The organism is Streptomyces sp. ISL-98 (assembly GCF_018614055.1).
Lineage (GTDB): Bacteria > Actinomycetota > Actinomycetes > Streptomycetales > Streptomycetaceae > Streptomyces > Streptomyces spiramyceticus.
Window position 1 is genome coordinate 46,479 of sequence record NZ_JAGGPB010000028.1, and the last position, 19,097, is coordinate 65,575.

The 19,097-nt window shown below is 70.1% G+C and carries 19 protein-coding genes and 1 riboswitch; of the genes, 5 read left to right on the forward strand and 14 right to left on the reverse strand.

Annotated elements, in window-relative coordinates:
- Positions 1-74 precede the first annotated feature (74 nt).
- The 8 genes from J7I98_RS42930 to clpS form a co-directional block, all read right to left on the reverse strand.
- Complete coding sequence (locus tag J7I98_RS42930; RefSeq protein ID WP_374225157.1) at positions 75-179, reverse strand: putative leader peptide; 105 nt, start codon at positions 177-179, stop codon at positions 75-77.
- A gap of 69 nt (positions 180-248) precedes the next feature.
- The gene (locus tag J7I98_RS20050) at positions 249-1,022 is read right to left on the reverse strand and encodes an ABC transporter ATP-binding protein (protein WP_214922139.1); all 774 of its coding nucleotides are present in this window, start codon (positions 1,020-1,022) and stop codon (positions 249-251) included.
- Positions 1,019-2,059 (reverse strand): iron ABC transporter permease, encoded by a 1,041-nt coding sequence (locus J7I98_RS20055; protein WP_214922140.1) that lies wholly within the window; start codon positions 2,057-2,059, stop codon positions 1,019-1,021. The genes J7I98_RS20050 and J7I98_RS20055 overlap by 4 nt, the downstream gene beginning before the upstream one ends.
- Before the next feature lie 2 nt (positions 2,060-2,061).
- Entirely contained in the window at positions 2,062-3,045 is a 984-nt protein-coding gene (locus tag J7I98_RS20060; RefSeq protein WP_214922141.1) for an ABC transporter substrate-binding protein, read from the reverse strand.
- Between the two features lie 40 nt (positions 3,046-3,085).
- Positions 3,086-3,229, reverse strand: a riboswitch (cobalamin riboswitch).
- A complete protein-coding gene (locus J7I98_RS20065) occupies positions 3,215-3,637 on the reverse strand; it encodes a Mov34/MPN/PAD-1 family protein (protein ID WP_214922143.1) in 423 nt (140 codons plus the stop codon). (Overlaps the previous riboswitch by 15 nt.)
- A 79-nt stretch (positions 3,638-3,716) precedes the next feature.
- Complete coding sequence (locus J7I98_RS20070) at positions 3,717-5,174, reverse strand: amino acid permease (RefSeq protein ID WP_251020893.1); 1,458 nt, start codon at positions 5,172-5,174, stop codon at positions 3,717-3,719.
- A gap of 338 nt (positions 5,175-5,512) precedes the next feature.
- On the reverse strand, positions 5,513-6,121 hold the full coding sequence (locus J7I98_RS20075; RefSeq protein WP_214922146.1) for a DUF2017 domain-containing protein: 609 nt from the start codon (positions 6,119-6,121) through the stop codon (positions 5,513-5,515).
- Positions 6,121-6,435: an ATP-dependent Clp protease adapter ClpS gene (gene clpS, locus J7I98_RS20080; RefSeq protein ID WP_214922148.1), complete on the reverse strand. Its 315-nt coding sequence runs from the start codon at positions 6,433-6,435 to the stop codon at positions 6,121-6,123. The genes J7I98_RS20075 and clpS overlap by 1 nt, the downstream gene beginning before the upstream one ends.
- Positions 6,436-6,515: 80 nt before the next feature.
- Here clpS and J7I98_RS20085 point away from each other — a divergent pair, with 80 nt between their 5' ends.
- Both J7I98_RS20085 and pncA read left to right on the forward strand, forming a co-directional pair.
- Positions 6,516-7,844 carry a nicotinate phosphoribosyltransferase gene (locus J7I98_RS20085; RefSeq protein WP_214922150.1) on the forward strand — a complete coding sequence of 443 codons (1,329 nt, stop codon included), beginning with the start codon at positions 6,516-6,518 and terminating at the stop codon, positions 7,842-7,844.
- 115 nt (positions 7,845-7,959) lie between these two features.
- Entirely contained in the window at positions 7,960-8,544 is a 585-nt protein-coding gene (pncA, locus tag J7I98_RS20090; RefSeq protein ID WP_214922152.1) for a pyrazinamidase PncA, read from the forward strand.
- Between the two features lie 89 nt (positions 8,545-8,633).
- On the opposite strand, the gene J7I98_RS20095 is transcribed toward pncA, so the two are convergent.
- Together J7I98_RS20095 and J7I98_RS20100 are read right to left on the reverse strand one after the other, a co-directional pair.
- A complete protein-coding gene (locus tag J7I98_RS20095) occupies positions 8,634-8,945 on the reverse strand; it encodes a hypothetical protein (protein WP_214922154.1) in 312 nt (103 codons plus the stop codon).
- A gap of 121 nt (positions 8,946-9,066) precedes the next feature.
- A complete protein-coding gene (locus tag J7I98_RS20100; protein ID WP_214922315.1) occupies positions 9,067-11,415 on the reverse strand; it encodes an immune inhibitor A domain-containing protein in 2,349 nt (782 codons plus the stop codon).
- A gap of 434 nt (positions 11,416-11,849) precedes the next feature.
- Here J7I98_RS20100 and J7I98_RS20105 point away from each other — a divergent pair, with 434 nt between their 5' ends.
- On the forward strand, positions 11,850-12,134 hold the full coding sequence (locus J7I98_RS20105) for a hypothetical protein (RefSeq protein ID WP_214922156.1): 285 nt from the start codon (positions 11,850-11,852) through the stop codon (positions 12,132-12,134).
- Here the strand turns inward: J7I98_RS20105 and J7I98_RS20110 are convergent.
- Positions 12,123-12,863, reverse strand: a complete 741-nt coding sequence (locus J7I98_RS20110) for an RDD family protein (protein WP_214922158.1) — start codon at positions 12,861-12,863, stop codon at positions 12,123-12,125. The two genes, J7I98_RS20105 and J7I98_RS20110, sit on opposite strands and share 12 nt — an antisense overlap.
- Positions 12,864-12,953: 90 nt before the next feature.
- Positions 12,954-14,804 carry an RDD family protein gene (locus tag J7I98_RS20115; RefSeq protein ID WP_214922159.1) on the reverse strand — a complete coding sequence of 617 codons (1,851 nt, stop codon included), beginning with the start codon at positions 14,802-14,804 and terminating at the stop codon, positions 12,954-12,956.
- 233 nt (positions 14,805-15,037) lie between these two features.
- On the opposite strand from J7I98_RS20115, the gene J7I98_RS20120 reads away from it, so the two are divergent.
- The gene (locus tag J7I98_RS20120; protein WP_214922162.1) at positions 15,038-15,514 is read left to right on the forward strand and encodes an SsgA family sporulation/cell division regulator; all 477 of its coding nucleotides are present in this window, start codon (positions 15,038-15,040) and stop codon (positions 15,512-15,514) included.
- A 23-nt stretch (positions 15,515-15,537) separates the two neighbouring features.
- Here the strand turns inward: J7I98_RS20120 and J7I98_RS20125 are convergent, their stop codons facing one another.
- Positions 15,538-15,921 (reverse strand): VOC family protein, encoded by a 384-nt coding sequence (locus tag J7I98_RS20125; protein ID WP_214922164.1) that lies wholly within the window; start codon positions 15,919-15,921, stop codon positions 15,538-15,540.
- A 178-nt stretch (positions 15,922-16,099) separates the two neighbouring features.
- Positions 16,100-17,467, reverse strand: coding sequence for an FAD-binding oxidoreductase (locus tag J7I98_RS20130; RefSeq protein ID WP_214922166.1), 1,368 nt, complete (start codon positions 17,465-17,467; stop codon positions 16,100-16,102).
- 97 nt (positions 17,468-17,564) lie between these two features.
- Here J7I98_RS20130 and J7I98_RS42290 point away from each other — a divergent pair, with 97 nt between their 5' ends.
- A complete protein-coding gene (locus J7I98_RS42290; protein WP_285438057.1) occupies positions 17,565-19,073 on the forward strand; it encodes a lipopolysaccharide assembly protein LapB in 1,509 nt (502 codons plus the stop codon).
- Positions 19,074-19,097 lie beyond the last annotated feature (24 nt).

Below are 19,097 nucleotides of genomic sequence, written 5' to 3' on the forward strand. Positions count from 1 at the left end.
TGCAGGTGGTGCGTACTACTACATGGTGCTGCGTGGTGCGTGCGGCCGTGTGCTGGGGTGGGTCCGCGGCTCAGTCAGGGCGTACAGATCGCACTGGCGAGCCGGCACAGATCGACGTGCAGGCGCGCGACAAGCAGCACTGTGCTCGGCGTCGTCTCAGTCACGTCGTGGGGAACCATTCGGTCATCGTATAGATTCCCGACCCGCTTCCGGGTATGTGATCTCACATAGTGGGCGAAAAACGTTCGTCAGGTGGACACGGGGAGGTAGACGACGGTCGGGGTGCCGGTCGTCGGATGCGTGCTGACCTCGGCCGATACCCCGTAGACGGTACGCAGGAGGTCGGCCGTGAGCACTTCCTCCGGGGCGCCCGAGGCGACCACTCGGCCGCTGTCCAGGACGTATAGCCGGTCGCAGTAGTACGCCGCGAGGTTCAGGTCGTGCAGGGCGAGCAGGTTGGTGGTGCCCAAGTCGCGGACGAGGCTCAGAATTTCCAGCTGGTAGCGGATGTCCAGGTGGTTCGTGGGCTCGTCGAGTACGACCAGGGACGGCCGCTGGACCAGCGCCCGCGCCACCAGAGCCCGCTGGCGTTCGCCGCCCGAGAGGGAGGGGAAGCTCCGGTCCGCGAGGTCCGTGATGCCGACCCTGGCGAGGGCGGCTCGTACGAGATCCGTGTCGGCGTCTGTGTCCTGTTCCCAGAACCGTTTGTGCGGGGAGCGGCCCATGGCGACGATCTCGCGGACGGTCAGCTCGAACCCGGCCTGGCCGTCCTGCGGGACGGTCGCGATGCGCCGGGCCCGGGCTTTGGGGCCCATGACGTGCAGGTCGTCGCCGTCCAGGAGGACACGGCCGCGGGTGGGGCGCAGGGCCCCGTACACGCACCGGAGCAGCGTCGTCTTGCCGCTGCCGTTGGGGCCGACCAGGCCGACCGTCTCGCCGTCGGCGGCGGTGATGGTGACGTCGTCGACGAGGTGGCGGCCTTCGACGCCGTACGAGAGGCCTTCCGCCGTGAGGGTCGTCATGCGGGGGCTCCCTCGGGGCGGCGGCGCAGCATCCACAGGAAGAACGGGCCGCCGGTCAGGGCGGTGAGCACGCCGACGGGTATGTCCTGGGGCGCGGCGACGGTACGGGCGGCCAGGTCCGCCACGACCAGGAAGACGGCCCCGCCGAGCGCGGCGACGGGCAGCAGCCTGCGGTGTCCGGCGCCGACCATCATGCGGGCGGCGTGCGGGACCATCAGGCCGACGAAGCCGATCGCACCGCTGTAGGCGACGAGTACGGCGGTGAGCAGCGAGGCCAGCACGAACACGGCCGCGCGGAAGCGGGCGGTGTCGAGCCCGAGGACGGTGGCACCCTCCTCCCCCACCAGCAGCAGGTCGAGCGGACGGGCGAGGGTGACGAGGGCGGCCGTCCCGACGGCCAGGACGGTCGCGGGCAGTGCGAGCAGGCCCCAGCGGGCACTGCCGAGGCCGCCGAGCGTCCAGTACAGGACTTCCTGGAGGTGGTCGGCGCGGGCCGAGGTCACCATGATCAGGCTGGTCAGGGCGGACAGGATGTACGAGACGGCGACTCCGGCGAGGATGAGACGGCCGGTGGTCATGGCGCCGCCGCCGCGCGCGAGCCCGTACACCAGGACCAGCGAGGCGAGCGCGCCCGCGAAGGCGGCGAGCGGGATGGTGACGGTGGTGGCGACGCCCGCGCCGATGCCGAGCACGATGACGGAGACCGCGCCGACCGAGGCCCCGGAGGAGACGCCGAGGAGGAAGGGGTCGGCGAGCCGGTTGCGTACGAGGGCCTGGAGGACGGTGCCGATGACGGCGAGCCCGGCGCCGACGACGGCGCCGAGCAGAACGCGCGGCAGCCGTACGTCGAGGACGATCGTGCGGTACGGGCCGGGGCCGGCGCCGCCGGTGATGATCTCCAGGACCTGGCCGACGGGGATGCGGACCGAGCCGAGCACGAGCCCAGCGACCGCCGCCACCGCGAGCAGGGCGGTGAGCACGGCGACGACGAGGGTGTGGCGGAGCCGCCCCCGGGCGACGGAGGTCTTGCGGCTCACCGCTACTTCTTCAGCTCGGGGTGGAGCTGGGCCGCGAGGGAGTCGACGGCGGCGGGGACCCGTACACCGAGGACCATGTCGGAGAGCGGGAGGACGGCGAAGCGCTTGTTCCTGATGGCGGGGACGTCGGCGAGGACCGGGTCCTCCAGCAGGCGCTTCTTCTTCTGGGCGACGGTGGTGGAGCCGTAGTCGAGGATGACGATGGTCTCGGGCCTGCGCTCGACGACGCTCTCCCAGGAGGCGTCGCCGAAGGACTTGGACAGGTTGCTGAAGAGGTTCTTGCCGCCCGCGCGGTTGATCATGTCATTGCCGATGCCACCGCCGCCGACCGTGAACGCGCTCTTGTCGCCGCTGTCGTAGACGAATACGGAGACGGGATCGACGCCCGCCAGCTTCTTGCTGGTCGCGGCGTTGCCCGCCTTGGCTTCGCCGATCCACTTCTCGGCGCGGCCGGCGACGCCGAAGGTGCGGCCGACCTCGCGGATCTCCTGGTAGACGGCGTTCATGGAGGTCTTGCCCCGGGTGCATCCCTCCACGTTCAGGCGGGAGTTGATGCCCGACTGCTTCAGCGCCTCGCGGCTGCGACCGTCGCCCGCGGCGAAGGCGGACGCGTAACCGCCGTAGACGAAGTCGGGGTTGGCGGCGAGCAGCTTCTCGTACGAGGGGTACTCCTCGGCGAGCACCGGGGTGGCCTCGTAGTCCTTCTCGTACTTGGGGAGCACCTTGTCGTCGAGGTACGCCGTCCCGGCGAGGTGCTTGGCCAGGCCGAGCTCCAGCATGACTTCGGTGACGTGCTGGTTCATGGTGACGACGCGGGTGGGGGGCGCCTTGTACGTCGTCTTCACACCGCAGTTGGTGACGGTGTACGGGAAGCCGGGGGCGGCTTCGGCTGCGGTTTCGGCCTTGTCCGGACCGCCCGCACCTGAGGTGCAGGCGGTGAGGGAGAGCAGGGCGGCTACGAACGCACAGCGGGGTCGCCAGGACACGGTGGTGCCTCCTCCGGGGGATTTCCTCGTCCCCTGGTCGGTGGTGCGGAAGGCGGCAGGTCAGTTCCTGGCTTCCGGGCGTCGCTCGGTCGGCGTTGCCTGGTCACAGTGGCGGGACCGTGCCGGATTCGCACCGGCTTCCTGGGTCCTGCCGCCTCAAAGGTCGTGCTCAGTATGCCTGTACGACCTTGACGTCTTCCTCAGTGATCACGCCGCCCACAATGCGGAACGAGCGGAACTGGAACGGGCCGGCGTCGTCGGTGTCTGCCGTGGAGACCAGGACGTAATGGGCGCCGGGCTCATTTGCGTAGCTGATGTCCGTACGGGACGGGTAGGCCTCGGTCGCCGTGTGCGAGTGGTAGATGATCACGGGCTCTTCGTCCCGGTCGTCCATGTCGCGGTAGAGCTTGAGCAGGTCGGACGAGTCGAACTCGTAGAACGTGGGCGAGCGGGCGGCGTTGAGCATCGGGATGAACCGCTCGGGCCGGTCGGTGCCCGCCGGGCCCGCGACCACACCGCAGGCCTCGTCGGGGTGGTCGGCGCGTGCGTGCGCGACGATCTGGTCGTACAGGGCCTGGGAAAGGGTCAGCATGGGCCCCAGGATAAGCAAAGGGTCCCGCCCGTACCGAAGGATGGTACGGACGGGACCGAATGCTGGACAGCGGTCAGGCTCAGGCCTTTGAGGCGACGCTCGCGTTCCGCTTCTTCAGCACCAGCCACGCGATGCCGAGCAGCAGCGCCCACAGCGGCGCGCAGTACAGCGAGATCCGCGCGTCCTTGTCGATGCCCATCATCACGATGACCATGCCGATGAAGAGCAGGGCGAACCAGCTGGTGTACGGCGCTCCGGGGGCCTTGAAGGCAGACTGCGGCAGCTCGCCGCGGTCGGCCTTGGCGCGGTAGCGGATCTGGCTCACAAGGATCATGATCCAGGCCCACATGCCGGAGATGGTCGCGAAGGAGACGACGTAGTTGAACGCCTCGCCCGGCCACTGGTAGTTGATCCACACGCCGACCAGCATCAGGGCGGCGGAGAAGGACGTGCCCGCGAGGGGCAGGCCGTTCTTGGTCAGCTTGGTGAAGAACTTCGGGCCCTGGCCGTTGAGCGCGAGGTCGCGCAGCATGCGGCCGGTGGAGTACATGCCCGAGTTGCAGGAGGACAGGGCGGCAGTGAGAACCACGAAGTTGACGATGGCCGCGCCGACGCCGAGGCCCATCTTCTCGAAGGCCGCCACGAACGGCGAGACGCCCGGCTGGAAGTGGGTCCACGGGACGACCGACAGGATCATGATCAGCGCGCCGACGTAGAAGACGGCGATGCGCCACGGGACGGTGTTGATGGCCTTGGGCAGGACGGTCTTCGGGTCCTTGGCCTCGCCCGCGGTGACGCCGACCAGCTCGACGGCGAGGAAGGCGAACATGACCAGCTGGAGGGTCATCAGGGTCTGGCCGATGCCGTTGGGGAAGAAGCCGCCCTGGTCCCAGAGCATGGTCACCGATGCGGTGTCGCCGGCGTCGGAGAAGCCGATGGTGAGGATGCCGGCGCAGATCAGGATCATGCCGACGATCGCGGTGACCTTGACCATGGAGAACCAGAACTCGAGCTCGCCGAAGAGCTTGACGGAGATCAGGTTCGCGAGGAAGAGGACGACCGTGAAGATCAGGGCGAAGACCCATTGCGGCTGATTGAGCCAGCCGTCCGCGTTCTTGGTCCAGTACTGCATGTACTCGGACGCCGCGGTCACCTCGGTGATGCCGGTGACGACCCAGAAGAGCCAGTACGTCCAGCCGGTCACGAAGCCCGCGAAGGGGCCGACGAACTCGCGGGCGTACTCCGAGAAGGAGCCGGAGACCGGGCGGTACATGAGGAGCTCGCCGAGCGCCCGCATGATGAAGAAGATGACCAGGCCGGCCATGGCGTACGCCAGGATCAGGCTGGGGCCCGCGATGGAGATGCCCTTGCCCGCACCGAGGAAGAGCCCGGTGCCGATGGCGCCGCCGATCGCGATCATCTGGATCTGGCGGGCGCCGAGTCCGCGCTGATAACCCTCGCCGCCGCCTTCTTCAGGCGGGCCGCCGGGGGCTTCGTTGTCTTTTTTGTGCGTGTCGACCTGTGCAGAGGAGGTCATGGTCGCGCCTTTCTCCATGACGATCCGGCCGTGGGGGCTCGGATCGACTGTGACGATCCTTTGGGGGAATCCCCCGGATGTGGATGGAGTGCTTCCGGCGGTCGGCCGGCCACAGCGCACCCGGCGGACAGGGGTGGCGTCCACCGGGCGGTCGAGAAGATTTATCACGGCTGCACCATTGATCCACACGGATCCGCGGCGCCTCCTGTGGCACACACCACTGGAAAAAGCGGACAAAAAGCCCCTGAGGCGGCAAACGAACAGGCGGTGGTAATGCGATCGTTATCCGGATTTGAGCGTCCGTTGAGCGAACACCATGCTCGACATGTCCCGACAGGTCAGGGCATAAGCGTTTCGACGAGGCTCTCCTGGAGCGCACCGAGCCACAGATACGCCATCACCATCGGCTTGCGCGGATCGGAGTCCGGCAGCCGGTAGAGCTCACCGCTCTCGTCCTCTTCGGTGACCTCCAGGCGGGTGCCGATGGTCAGCCGCAGATCGTTGAGCGTGCCGAGCCAGCGCGGGCAGTCGTCGGCCGACAGCTTCAGTACGCCGACCTCCCCGCCGGACGCGGCCATCGAGTCCAGGCTGCGCACGACCGCGAGGGCGTCCTCGCGCTTGCGGGCCCGCAGATCGTTCTCCGTAAACCGCCTGAATTCGGCCGAACGGGCGTGCATCTCGTCCTCGGACACCCCGGATTCCGCCGGATCCGCGTGCGGGTCGCCGTAGGCGTCGGGGAAGAGGCGGGCCAGCGCCGGGTCGGAGGGCGCCTCACTCGGGCCCTCCGCGAACAGCGCGGCGAGCGGGTCCTCGCCCTCGGCGGGCTGGTCGCCGGGGCCGACCAGCTCAAGGAGCTGTACGGCCAGACTGCGCAGGATCGAGATCTCGACCTCGTCAAGGGCGACGGCCACGCCACCGCCCGGGACCTCCTCGAAGTACCCGGCCATCAGCCGCGGTCCTTCGTGAGGGTCGCCCAGAGCCCGTATCCGTGCATCGCCTGCACGTCGCGCTCCATCTCCTCGCGGCTGCCGCTGGAGACGACCGCGCGGCCCTTGTGATGGACGTCGAGCATCAGCTTGTGTGCCTTGTCCTTGGGGTAACCGAAGTAGGACTGGAAGACGTATTCGACGTAGCTCATGAGATTGACGGGGTCGTTGTGGACCAGGGTCACCCAAGGAACGTCGGGTTCGGGGACGGCGAAGGTTTCCTCGGCCGACTCTGGGCGTTCGATCTCTACGGGGGCGACACTCACCCGTCCCATGCTGCCACTCCACAGGGGCCATCGCACAAACGACCCGGGAGAAATCGTCACTCTGACGAGATTGGGGGTAGCATCCCCGTATGAACACTGCGGACCTTGGGCTGCCGGTGGATGTGCCGTCGACAGCGCTCTTCACCGACCAGTACGAGTTCACGATGCTGCAGGCCGCGCTCAAGGCGGGCACCGCCGACCGGCGCTCGGTCTTCGAGGTCTTCACCCGCAGGCTGCCGGACGGGCGCCGTTACGGCGTCGTGGCGGGCACGGGGCGGGTGCTGGACGCCGTGGAGAACTTCCGGTTCGACGCGGGCGTGCTGGGCTTCCTGCGCGAGCAGGGCATCGTCGACGAACCGACCCTGGAATGGCTCGCCTCGTACCGCTTCACGGGCGACATCTGGGGCTACCCGGAGGGCGAGGTCTACTTCCCGGGCTCCCCGATCCTGCGGGTCGAGGGCACCTTCGCCGAGTGCGTGCTGCTTGAGACCGTGATCCTTTCAATCCTGAACCACGACTCGGCCATCGCTGCCGCCGCGTCCCGGATGGCCGCCGCGGCCGGCGAGCGCCCGCTCATCGAGATGGGCGCCCGGCGTACGCACGAGCTGTCCGCCGTCGCCTCGGCGCGCGCCGCGTACGTCGGCGGGTTCACCTCGACCTCGGACCTGGCGGCCGGCTTCCGGTACGGCATCCCCACCGTCGGCACCAGCGCCCACGCCTTCACCCTGCTGCACGACAAGGAGCGCGACGCCTTCCAGGCACAGGTCGCCTCGCTCGGCAGCGGTACGACGCTGCTGGTCGACACGTACGACGTGGCGGCGGCGGTCCGTACGGCTGTCGAGGTGGCGGGGACCGAGCTCGGCGCGGTCCGTATCGACTCCGGAGACCTGCTGCTGGTCGCGCACCGGGTGCGGCAGCAGCTGGACGAACTCGGCGCCACCGGGACCAAGATCGTGGTGACGAGCGACCTCGACGAGTACGCGATCGCCTCGCTGGCGGCGGCTCCCGTGGACGCGTACGGCGTGGGCACCCAGCTGGTCACCGGCAGCGGGCACCCCACCTGCTCCATGGTCTACAAGCTGGTCGCCAGGGCGCGCTCGGCGGACCCGAAGGCGCCGCTCCAGTCGGTCGCGAAGAAGTCCCTGGGCGGCAAGTTCTCGCTCGGCGGCCGCAAGTGGGCCGCGCGCAGGACGGACGCGTACGGCGTCGCGGAGGCGGAGGTCGTCGGCACCGGGCCGGTCCCGGCGGAGCTGGCCGACCGGCAGCTGCTGGTCGAGCTGATCAAGGGCGGCGAGGTGGTCGCCAGGGAGCCGCTGGACGAGGTGCGCGACCGGCACATCGCCGCGCGCGGCGGGCTGCCCATGTCCGCGGTGCAGCTGTCGAGGGGAGAGCCGGTGATCCCGACAGAGTACGTATGAGGGGGCCGGCCGAACCCCTATCAGTCAATCGCCCCCTCCCACAAGGCCGTTGGAGTCTCTACCCTCAACACTCTCGACCCCGTCCCCGCCGCTCCCCCACCGAAGGGCCCCCGCCATGCACCGCGCCTTGATCGTCGTCGACGTTCAGAACGACTTCTGTGAGGGCGGCAGCCTCGCGGTGGCGGGCGGTGCCGATGTCGCCGCCGGCGTGACCGACCTGATCGGCGAGGCCCCAGCCGGCTACCGCCACGTCGTCGCCACCCGCGACCACCATGTCGACCCGGGCGACCACTTCTCGGCCACCCCCGACTACGTCCGCTCCTGGCCGGTGCACTGCGTCGCCGGTACGGAGGGCGTGGGCTTCCACCCGAACTTCGCGCCGGCCGTGGCCTCGGGCGCCATCGCCGCCGTCTTCGACAAGGGCGCGTACACCGCGGCGTACAGCGGCTTCGAGGGCACCAACGAGAACGGCGTCCCGCTCGCCGACTGGCTGCGCGAGCGCGGCGTCACCGAGGTCGACGTGGTCGGCATCGCGACGGACCACTGCGTGCGGGCGACCGCGCTGGACGCGGTACGGGAGGGCTTCGCCACGCATGTGCTGCTCGACCTGACGGCCGGAGTCTCGGCGGAGACGACGGCGGCGGCGCTGGAGGAGATGCGCGAGGCGGGCGTGGAGCTGTCGGGCAAGCCGGTGGTCTAGGCGTACGTCACGCCCGGCCTACGGGTCCTCACGCCGGGCGTGCCTGTCCTCACGCCCGGCCCACGCGTCCAGCCGGGCCTAACGCGCCCTCACGCCGGGCGTACGGGTCTGAGCAGCGCCCGTATCGGGTGCCACAGCTCCGACGTCGTCTGCGGCGCCGCGCGCCACAGCAGGCCGTCCGGATGGTGCAGGACCGCCGTGATCTCGTCCAGCGTCGGGGGATGGGCGTTGCCCCGGAGGTAGACGGCGCGCAGTCCGAGATTCCGCAGCCTGGTCAGGGCACGGGCTCGGTTCGCGGAGTGGACCAGGACGCGGACCTTGCCGTCGTCGCCCCCTGGGCTGGGCAGGGTCAGAGCGACGACCACACTGCCGCCAGGGAGCCGCACAAAACCACCGGACATGCCTGTCAATCCCCCGTAAGACGTCGTGTCAATAAGAGCTGGGCAAGAGCATCTAAACGTGAACGGCCGCCGCCCGCTAGAGGGCGACGGCCGATCATGTTTTGACCTGCGGTTATACGAATTACTTGGCGGAGGGGCCGACCTTCACCGTCATCGTCGAGCCACTCTTCGGCTCGCTGACGATCGAGATCTTGGTGTTGGTGTCAGTGACATCCACACCCGCGGTCGGGTTCTCCTTGTACCAGTACGTCCCCTTACGGTCGTCGAAGACCGGGACGCCCTTCTGCGACTTCAGCTCAAACGGCACGTCCGCGTTGTGCAGCGTGAACGCGTCCGTCCGGTACTTGCTGAAGGTCGAGTCGAAGGTCTGGATCTTGTTCCGCATCAGCTTGCCGTCCGCCCACTTCAGCGGCTTGGCGTGCGCGTCCACGGGCAGGATCAGACCGGCACCGGGGTGCTGGCTGGTGTTGTTGTCCTTCTGGGAGGTGTCCCAGAGCCAGACCAGCAGGCCGTTCTGGTACGGGTAGTGCTCGACCCAGCTGGGACGGGTCGTGGCGAAGCCGAAGTTGTACGGGCCGGCCTTGAGGGTCTTGTCGTACGACACGTACTGGCGGTTCTCGGCCAGGTAGTACTGCTCGTACGCCTTGGTGAAGGACTCACCGATGCGCGAGAAGCCCTTGGCGGTCCAGCCGTTGTCGTCGCCCTCGGCGTTGTCCGTGAACAGCGGGGCGCCGTCCGCGGTCACCGTGATGGCGTCGGCCGCGAAGCCCTTGCCGCCCGCGCCGCCGTCGGTCTGGTAGCGGAAGCGGAGGTCGATCTTCTTGCCCGCGTACGCGTCCAGCGGGAACGCCAGCTTCTTGTACGCGCCGCCCACACCGGTCAGGCCGGGCTTGTCGGCGGCGTCGCGCGGCAGCGCCTTGCCGTCGGCCGTGCCGTCGACGGCGTCCCACGTCTTGCCCGCGTCGGTCGAGACCTCGGCGTACAGCCAGTCGTACTCGGCCTCGATGTCCCACCAGCCCTGCAGCGACAGACCGGCCTTGGCCTTGCCGGTGAGGTCGACGGAGCGCGTCAGGGTGTTCTTGAGGTCGTCACCCATGTCGCTCCACCACTGCTTGGAGCCCTCGGCGGGCTTCACGACAGTCGTGGTGACGGGCTTCTTCGGCAGCTCGACGACGAGCGCCTGCGGGTTCCTGGTGTTGTACGCCGAGACGCCCAGCTTGTGCGTCGACTTCTTCGCGGCCTTGGCCTTGTCGTAGTCGAGCCAGCCCAGCTGGAGCTTGTCCCAGGCCGTCATGTCGCCCGGCAGGTCGCCGATTTCGTTCTTGGCCTTGCCGAGCCAGGAACCGGCCGACATCAGCGACCAGAAGCCGACGTTGTTGTCGCCCTTGCCGCTGGTGTCGTACAGGTCGGGCAGGCCCAGGTCGTGGCCGTACTCGTGGGCGAAGACGCCGAGGCCGCCGTTCTCGGGCTGCATCGTGTAGTCGCCGACCCAGATGCCGGTCTTGCCGATCTGGGCGCCGCCGGCCGGGTTGTTCGCGGGGCCGGTCTTGCCGGCGTCCGTGCCGTACGCGTACCAGCGGTGCGCCCAGAGCGCGTTCTCGCCCTCCGCGCCGCCGCCCGCCGACTCGTCCTCGCCCGCGTGGACGATCTGGAAGTGGTCGATGTAGCCGTCCGACTCGTTGAAGTTGCCGTCCGAGTCGAAGTCGTAGCGGTCCCAGAGGTCGTACTTGGCGAGCTGCGCCTTGATCTCGGCGTCGCTCTTGCCGGCGGCCTTCTGGGCCTCGGTCCAGGCGGTCACGCCGTCGCGGACGGCGTCCCACACGTTGGAGCAGTTGCTGCTGCCGCAGTAGTTGGATCCGTAACGGGCCTCGTTGTAGTCGACCTTGACCCAGTCGGAGACCTCACCGTCGACCGAGTAACGGCCGGACGAGGTCTTCTCGTAGTAGGTCTTGAGCGAGTCCTTGCCCTTGCCCGTACCGAAGTACAGGTCCTGGAAGTGCTTCTGGTTGTAATCCTTCTGCCAGGCCGTGGAGTTGTCCTGCGCACGGTCCGGCTCGGCTATCCGGTTGTGCGCCGGCCCGGCCTCGCCCCCGTACTTCTTCACGGGCGGCTTCGGTCCGTCGCCGTCCGGGTCGAACATCGTGGCGTTGTCGACCTTGTCGCCGAACTCCACCAGGATCGTGAAGATCTTGTCGGTCTTCTCCCGGCCCAGCTCGACGTACTTCTTGTCGTCGAGCTTCACGACCTTGGAGCCGCCGCGGCGCTGCACCGTGGCGTCACCGGATATGACCTGTTCGAGCGCAGCCTGGCGCTCGGCGTCCTGCTGCTCGCTGAACGGGCCTTCGAGATCGTGCTCGACATGGTCTTTGGCCGGCGCCGGGTCACGACGCTCGATGCCTGCCGAGCCGGCCGACTTGTCGTCGGCCTGAGCGGTGGCGAATGCCGATGCCGTCGCGGCGGTCGCGGCCATGGCCACGACTACGGCGGCGGCTCTGATCCGCCCTCTGTTGGTGGTCACTTGATGAATGTCCTCCCCCGCGGCCGCGTCACACGGACCGTAAGTGAGGGGTTCCGGGCGCGACACGCGTCTCAAGTGACGACATCCGACCGGACTTGCCGAAGAAAAGACAGATCTTGACTTGAGCAGCCCAAGTGCACTATGCAGACTTCCACTTCCGCATTCCGGACACTTTCGATCAGGTTCGAAGGGCGCGTCGATCTCACCTGATGAGATACGGAATGACTCCGTGCGCCCCCGATGCACCGGCACCGTGGGTTAGGTCACGCTTACTGCCGGTTCCGTGCGGGCAGTCACCGTCGTAGAGTCGCTTGACAGTGCGACCCGGTTGCCCGGTCGAGAGACCCCTTTTGCTCCCTATCGCTGCTCCGAGGACGGATATCGCCATGCCGCGTCCGACTGCCGCACAGTGTGCCTACGGTTCGGCCACCGTCATCTTCTCGACGCTCGCCATGCTGCTCCTCTCCCAGACCGCCTCCGGCATCGGCATCGCGGTCATCGCGCTCGCGGCGCTCGCCCTCGGAGTGCTGGTCGCACTGACCGTTCCCATGCCGAAGACGGCGCGTACGGTGCGGCGTACGACTCGCGGGAGTGCGAGTCCTGCGCCGGACCGTACGGCCGTCTCCGAGGCGGTCAGCGGGGCGCGGGTGCCGACGCACTCACGTGGTTGACACGACCACGGTCTTGCCCGCCTTGTCGTGCAGCCCCTGTTTGTAGGGCTTGTCGACCAGCACCATCACCAGGTTGATGAGCCACCAGAGGCAGAAGCAGCAGACCAGGGCAGGCACCCACAGCACGACGGAGCGCAGAAGTGAGGCACTGGTCTCCGGGACCATGCCGCTGTTGAGCATCGCGACGCGCAGGTTCATGAGCCGCTTGCCGACGGTCTGACCGCCGCTCTTGGTGGTCATGTAGGCGTCGTACGCAACGTACGCGGCCATGGTGATGAGCTGCCACGCCAGTGCCTCGCCGCCGGTCATCTGGGTGGAGATCTCGTCCCAGTCGTCGCCGTTGTAGGCGTCGAACATGCCGAGCAGCCAGCCGAGTAGGGACAGTGGGACACCGACGATCAGTACGTCGATGATGCGGGCCACGATGCGCTTGCCGAGGGGGGCGAGCGGCGGCATCCCGGCCAGCGGGTCGGCGGCGCCGCCGCTGTAGGGCGGGGGCGGGGTGCCGTACGGGGGGCCGCCGCCGTAGGGACCGCCGTCGTACGGGCCGCCGCCGCCAGGACCGGCGGGGCCGCCCGGTCCGCCTGGTCCGCCTGGTCCATACGGTCCCCCGGGTCCGCCCGCGCCGCCCTGTCCTCCCGCTCCGCCCGACGGCGGTTCCTGCGGCGGCTTCTTGAGGAACGGGTCGTCATCGGACGGCTGGCCGGGCGGCGGCTGGTCGGTGCTCATAACCGCAGTCGACCGCGACCGCCCGCCGTCCGCATCCGGTCGGGTGCCGTTCGGGGGATGGGGCGGGTTGCGCCCCCGCCTCACTCTCCGTCAGCTGTCGCTCGCCACGAACGTACGCGCCACCTTGTCGTGCCAGCACTGCCGCCACGGGCGGTCGAACAGGCACCACATGGCGTTGACGACACCGACGGCGAGGACGCCGAGCACGCCGTACACCAGCCAGCGCCGCAGCGCCGCCCAGAAGGCCGGGGGCTCGTGCGCCTCGATGTCCCGCACGTGCATACGGCACAGCTTCTTGCCGAGCGTACGGCCCCACTTGACGGTCGGCAGCACCTCGTAGACCACTCCGAAGAGCAGGAACGCGGCGAGAACGATGCCGAGGTATCCGGCGGTCGTACTGTCGAGCAGCCATACGGTGACGGTCTCGCCGGAGAGCTTCGCCGCCTCGATCTTGCCGTCGACGTGTGTGACGGCCTTCGATACGAACGGTACGGCGACGGGGCCGACGACGGCCCCGAGGACCACCGTGTCGACGAGTCGCGCGGCCAGCCGCTTGCCGAGCCCGGCGGGCCTCGCCGCGGCCTGGGCCTGGGCGGCCTGCAGGAACGGGTCGCTGACCGGCGGCTTCCAGGGCACGACGGGTTCCGCGGCGGACGCGCCCTGATCCGGCTGCGCCAGCTGGTGCACCTGCTGCGCCCACGAGGCGGCGCCGCCACCGGCCCCGGACGCCACGGGGGCGCCCCCAGCGGCGCCTTGGGCGCCCTGCCCCTGCTGCGCCTGGCCGGGAGCCGCAGCGCGGCCGGTGGAGGGGGCCTGTGCCTGTCCCTGTGCCTGGCCCGGGACCTGACGGGGGGTCTGCCCCTGGCCCGGCACCTGCCCCTGGCCGGCGGCCGGGGCCCAGCTGGGGCCTTGGGCGTGGCCGGGGGCCTGCGGCTGGCCCTGGCCTGTGGCGTGAGGCTGCCCCGAGGGCTGGCCCTGACCCGGGACGTGCGGGCGGCCCTGGGCGGGCGCCTGACCCGGGTTCTGGCCGGACGTGTGGGGCCCGCCCTGGCCCGGGACGTGCGGCCGATCGGGGCTCTGGCCCTGCCCAGGGGCTTGCGCCTGACCGGGGTTCTGGCCCGGAGGCCGGCCCTGGCCCGGGTTCTGAGGCGACGGGTTGGGAGGGGTGGGGCGGCCCGGGGTCTGGGGCTGCTTGGCGCCCGGGGTCATCGTCCTGATCGCCATCGTGCCGTCGGCCCTGGTCGTGCGGGCGGCCTCCGTCGCGCCCTGGCGCAGGGCGCGGATCGCGACCGTACCGTCGGCGGGAGGCTGCGCCTGTCCGGGCTTGCGTACGCCCGGCAGTGCACCCCGGCTGGGGTCGCCCGAGGCCGGGTCCTGCGTACCGCCACCGGAACCGGAGGCCGAAGCGCCGCCTGCCCCTTGCTGCGGCGCCGAGTCGCCCGTACCGCGCGGGTCGTGATCGCCGCCGCTGCGCCGGTTGCCGGTGTCGGACGCCCCTGCGCGGGGGTCACCCGCGCCCTGGGACGGAGTCCCGCGGCGAGGGTCGCCCGACGTGGCGTCCGGCTGCGAGGAGCCCCAGGAGACACGGCGGTCGCGTTCGCCGCCGAAGCCCGTCTGGCGGGAGGTGTCCGCCTGCCAGGCCGACGCCGGTTCGGGGGCGTTGCCGTGCAGGTGCGCGCCTTCGGGCTCCTCGTCGAAGAAGAGCGGGCCGGTCTCCTCCACCGGAGACGGCGCGGACGGCGTGGACGGTGCGGAGGGCGCAGCGGGCGTGGCGCCGCCCGGCGGGGGCGGCATCGCCTCGCCGTCGGAGGGCGCGGGGCGGCTGGTTCCGGGCACCCACGCGGCCCCGTTCCAGAACCGGACATATCCGGGGATGGACGGGTCGGGATAGTAGCCAGGAGTGGGGCTGCTGTCGCCGTTGGCCGGGGTGGGGGCGCTCATCACCGTGGTCCCGTATCTAGTCGATGGCCTCGTTATCGGGGTCCACATCTATCAGACCGCCGCGGCGCGCCGGGCCCCTCCCGCCGGAAGCACTCCTTTCCGGGCATCCCTCCGGCCGTACGCAGAGCTCTTGAAGCAGTGGGTGAAAGTCGCGTAATTGAGCGCGGGGAAGCCCCTCTCTTCCCGTGAGGCCCGGTCCCGGGCCCCGTACCGGAGGAGAGGAAGGCACCCACATGAACACCGTCGTGGAACGCGAACTGGAGCTCAACCTGGTGCTGTCGCCCGAGCGCAGCATCCCCGTCCCGGCCCGGCTGACGTACCGCACGGACGACCCGTACGCCGTGCACGTCGCCTTCCACATCGGCTCCGACACTCCCGTCAACTGGACCTTCGCGCGCGAGCTGCTCGTGGAGGGCGTGTTCAGGCCGTGCGGCCACGGCGATGTCCGTATCTGGCCGACCAAGATCGACTCGCGCAGCGTGATCTGCATGGCGCTGACGTCGCCCGACGGCGACGCCCTCCTGGAGGCGCCGTCCGTGGCCGTCTCCGCCTGGCTGGAGCGGACGCTGCTGATGGTCCCGCCGGGGACGGAGACCGAGCAGCTCGGGATCGACGAGGCGCTCGCCGAGCTGCTCGCGCCGTTGCCGGCCGACGATCTGTGGCTGCGGGACCCCTGGCCGTCCGACGAATCGCAGGACGGGGAGGCGTGAGGCCCAGGGGGTGTCCGGCTCCCCTAGTCGATCACGTACGTGTGCGTGATGAATTCGATGGAGTGGCCGTCGGGGTCGTCGATGTAGAAGCCGCGGCCCTGATGGTGGTGGTTGATCTCCTGCGGCTCCTGGTGGAACGGGTCGGCCCAGTACGGGAGCTCGCGCTCCCTCACGCGGGCGAATATCTCGTCGAACTCGTCGTCGGGGACCAGGAACGCCAGGTGTTGCGAGACGATGCGCTCACTGTCGTCGTCGAGGTAGTCGAGGGTGACGCCGTTCTCCAGCGAGACACTGGCGAACGGGCCGAACGGCTTCGCCTCCGGGGCCCCGATCAGCTCCGTGAGGAACTGCGCGGCGGCGAAGCGGTCGCGACTGCGGACGATGGTGTGGTCGAGACGGGCGGGCACGGTTCCTCCTCGTTGAGGTGGCTGCTGCTTGGCCTGCCCTCTCACGCTATGCGCACTGCCGTGTCCGCGAAATCGGGCTTTCGTCGTACGACACAAGCCGCAGCGGTCCTAGGCGGTGTCCGATTGGTCTCCGCGGCGTCGCGGGGCTTGGCACGCACGGAGACCAACCGGACACCCCCTAGAACATTTTGCCGGGATTGAGGATGCCGAGCGGGTCGAAAGTCGCCTTGACGCCGCGCTGCAATTCCAATCCCACCGGCCCCAGTTCGCGGGCCAGCCAGTCCTTCTTGAGTACGCCGACCCCGTGCTCGCCGGTAATCGTGCCGCCGAGTTCCAGGCCGAGCGCCATGATCTCGTCGAAGGATTCGCGAGCGCGCCGCGACTCGTCCTCGTCGGCATGGTCGAAGCACACGACGGGGTGCGTATTGCCGTCGCCCGCGTGCGCGCAGACGCCGATCGTGAGGTCGTACTTCTCGGCGATGACGGCGGTGCCCTCGATCATCGCGCCGAGCTTCGAGCGCGGTACGCACACGTCGTCGATCATCGTCGCGCTCTTGACGGCTTCGAGCGCGGTGAGCGACATCCGCCGTGCCTGGAGGAGCAGTTCCGACTCGGCGGCGTCTTCGGCGGGCACGACCTCGGTGGCGCCGGCCGCGGTGCACAGTGCGCCGACGGCGGCGAGGTCGGCGGCGGGCTCGGGGGTGTCGAAGGCCGCGAGCAGGAGTGCCTCGGTGGACTCGGGGAGTCCCATGTTGGCCATCTTGTTGACGGCGCGCAGGGTCGTACGGTCCATGAGTTCGAGGAGGGACGGGGCGTGGCCGCGCGCCATGATCTCGCAGACGGCCTCGCAGGCGGCGGCCGCGGACGGGAACTCGGCGGCGAGTGCGAGCTGCTCGGGCGGGGCGGGCCTGAGTGCGAGCACGGCCTTGACGACGATACCGAGGCTGCCTTCGGAGCCGACGAAGAGCCGGGTGAGGTCGTAGCCTGCGACGCCCTTGGCGGTACGCCGTCCCGTGGTCAGGAGGCGGCCGTCGGCGAGTACGACGTCGAGCCCGAGGACGTACTCGGCCGTCACGCCGTACTTGACGCAGCACAGGCCGCCGGACGCCGTGCCGATGTTGCCGCCGATGGTGCACGTTTCCCAACTGGACGGGTCCGGCGGGTAGTAGAGCCCCTGCTCGGCGACGGCGCGCGACAGGACCGCGTTGATGACGCCCGGCTCGACGACCGCGATCCGGTCGACGGCGCTGATCTCCAGGATGCGGTCCATCCTGGTGAGGGACAGGGCGATGCATCCGTCGGTCGCGTTCGCGCCGCCGGAGAGGCCCGTACGGGCGCCCTGCGGGACGACGGGAACGCGCAGCGCGGTCGCGGTGCGCATGATGTGCTGGACCTGCTCGACGGTGCGTGGCAGGGCGACGACGGCCGGTGTGCCGGCTTCGCAGAAGCTCGCCATGTCGTTGGCGTACGAGGCCGTGATGTCCGGGTCGGTGATCAGGGCGTCGTCGGGGAGGCCCGCACGCAGCTGTACGAGAAGATCGTCCATGGTCCCAGCCTGGCACTCGGGGGCCATCGGTGTGAACCCGTCAGCGATCCGGTTCGCACGGCCGGGTGTGCTCTTCGTACTGCCGCAGAGTGATCGCATGATCGCCATGGAGACGGCACAGCAGACGGCACAGCCAGTGAAGCGCCGCCGGTCCACCGTCGCCGTGCTCGCGGGCGCGGCGGTGCTGGTCGCAGTGGCCGCGGGGTTGCTGACGCTCGTACTGGTGGCGGGGAACCAGGGCCCGCCGCCCCCGCCCGGGCCCGTCGGCCGGGCGATGGCAGCCGTCGGGGCAGTGGGGGCGGGCAGTCCGGCCTCTGCCTCCGACCTGGGCGCGCTGATCGGCGACCGCCGGACGTGGCTGCGCAGGCACCCCCACGACGACAGCTCCTGGGCCGTGCTCGGCTCCGCCTATCTGGAGCGGGGCCGGTGGACGGGCGACCCGGGGGACTATCCGCTCGCGGAGCGGGCCCTGCGGCATTCGCTCTCCGTACGGCCGGAGGCGAACGGCAACCTGGACGCGCTGGTCGGGCTCGCGGCGCTGGCGCATGAGCGGGGCGACTACCGGGCGGCGAAGCACTACGGCGAGATGGTACGGGCGCGCTCACCGCAGCGCTGGACGGCGTACGCCGTGCTGAGCGACGCGTACAGCCGCCTGGGCGACCAGAAGGCGGCCGCCGGCGCGGTGGAGAAGCTGGGTGCGCTGGGGGCGGGGCCGGGGTACACGGTGGGGCGGCTGTCGGCGGAGGTGTACTGGAACCGGGGCTGGCGGGAGGACGCGGCGGCAACGCTCTCCGACGCGACGGCGCTGGCCGCCACGCCGGCGGAGAAGGCGGCCGGGCTGAACCGCATGGGCGACCTGGCGTGGGAGCGCGGCGAGGCGCAGGAGGCGCTGGGCCACTACGAGACGGCGCTCGGGGTCGTCCCCGGCCACGGGCGGGCGCTGGCGGGCCGCGCGCGGGTGCTGGCGTCGCTGGGCCTGACGGACGAGGCGGAGCACATGTACCGGGCGGCGCTGGCTGCTCTGCCGGTGCCTGAGCTGGGGCTGGAGTACGGGGAGTTGCTGGAGTCGCGGGGGAAGGCGGACGAGGCGGCGGAGCAGTACACGCTGGTGCGGGCGAGGGTGGCGTTGGGGGCGGCGCGTGGGGGCACCGGCTCGGGCTCCGGTCCCGGTTCCGGTGCCGGCTCCGGTGTGCTGCTGCTCGGGCTCCTGGATGCGGACCACCGTGACCCGGGGGCGGCGGTTGCGCGGCTGCGGGCGGAGTGGAAGCGGCATCCGAATGCGTACGTCGCGGATGCGCTCGGGTGGGCGCTGTACCGGGAGGGTGAGTCGGACGGCAAGGAGGCGCTGAAGTACGCCCGCAAGGCGACGGATCAGGGGCTGCGCAATGCGGTGTTCCTGTACCACCTGGGGGCGATCGAGAAGCACCTTGGCAAGGACGGCGCGGCCCGGCGCCACTTGGAGGAGGCGCTGCGGGTGAATCCGTCGTTCTCGCCGCTGCTGGCGCCGAGGGCACGGGAGGCGCTGGGGGCGCTGGGTGAGCCGGCGGAGGGTGGGCCGCGGGATGTGTACGGCCGCGCCAATACGGTGCCGACGGCGCAGGGTTAGGGCGCCTGCGGCGCGTACGCACCC

Excerpts from the sequence above, each read along its gene's own strand:
- J7I98_RS20075 (WP_214922146.1), bottom strand. The coding sequence starts at position 6,121 with ATGGCCGGGTACTTCGAGGAGGTCCCGGGCGGTGGCGTGGCCGTCGCC.
- clpS (WP_214922148.1), bottom strand. The coding sequence starts at position 6,435 with ATGGGACGGGTGAGTGTCGCCCCCGTAGAGATCGAACGCCCAGAGTCG.
- J7I98_RS20085 (WP_214922150.1), top strand. The coding sequence starts at position 6,516 with ATGAACACTGCGGACCTTGGGCTGCCGGTGGATGTGCCGTCGACAGCG.
- pncA (WP_214922152.1), top strand. The coding sequence starts at position 7,960 with ATGCACCGCGCCTTGATCGTCGTCGACGTTCAGAACGACTTCTGTGAG.
- J7I98_RS20065 (WP_214922143.1), bottom strand. The coding sequence starts at position 3,637 with ATGCTGACCCTTTCCCAGGCCCTGTACGACCAGATCGTCGCGCACGCA.
- J7I98_RS20130 (WP_214922166.1), bottom strand. The coding sequence starts at position 17,467 with ATGGACGATCTTCTCGTACAGCTGCGTGCGGGCCTCCCCGACGACGCC.
- J7I98_RS42930 (WP_374225157.1), bottom strand. The coding sequence starts at position 179 with ATGGTTCCCCACGACGTGACTGAGACGACGCCGAGCACAGTGCTGCTT.
- J7I98_RS20095 (WP_214922154.1), bottom strand. The coding sequence starts at position 8,945 with ATGTCCGGTGGTTTTGTGCGGCTCCCTGGCGGCAGTGTGGTCGTCGCT.
- J7I98_RS20105 (WP_214922156.1), top strand. The coding sequence starts at position 11,850 with ATGCCGCGTCCGACTGCCGCACAGTGTGCCTACGGTTCGGCCACCGTC.
- J7I98_RS20050 (WP_214922139.1), bottom strand. The coding sequence starts at position 1,022 with ATGACGACCCTCACGGCGGAAGGCCTCTCGTACGGCGTCGAAGGCCGC.
- J7I98_RS20120 (WP_214922162.1), top strand. The coding sequence starts at position 15,038 with ATGAACACCGTCGTGGAACGCGAACTGGAGCTCAACCTGGTGCTGTCG.
- J7I98_RS20100 (WP_214922315.1), bottom strand. The coding sequence starts at position 11,415 with ATGGCCGCGACCGCCGCGACGGCATCGGCATTCGCCACCGCTCAGGCC.
- J7I98_RS42290 (WP_285438057.1), top strand. The coding sequence starts at position 17,565 with ATGATCGCCATGGAGACGGCACAGCAGACGGCACAGCCAGTGAAGCGC.
- J7I98_RS20070 (WP_251020893.1), bottom strand. The coding sequence starts at position 5,174 with ATGACCTCCTCTGCACAGGTCGACACGCACAAAAAAGACAACGAAGCC.
- J7I98_RS20110 (WP_214922158.1), bottom strand. The coding sequence starts at position 12,863 with ATGAGCACCGACCAGCCGCCGCCCGGCCAGCCGTCCGATGACGACCCG.
- J7I98_RS20115 (WP_214922159.1), bottom strand. The coding sequence starts at position 14,804 with ATGAGCGCCCCCACCCCGGCCAACGGCGACAGCAGCCCCACTCCTGGC.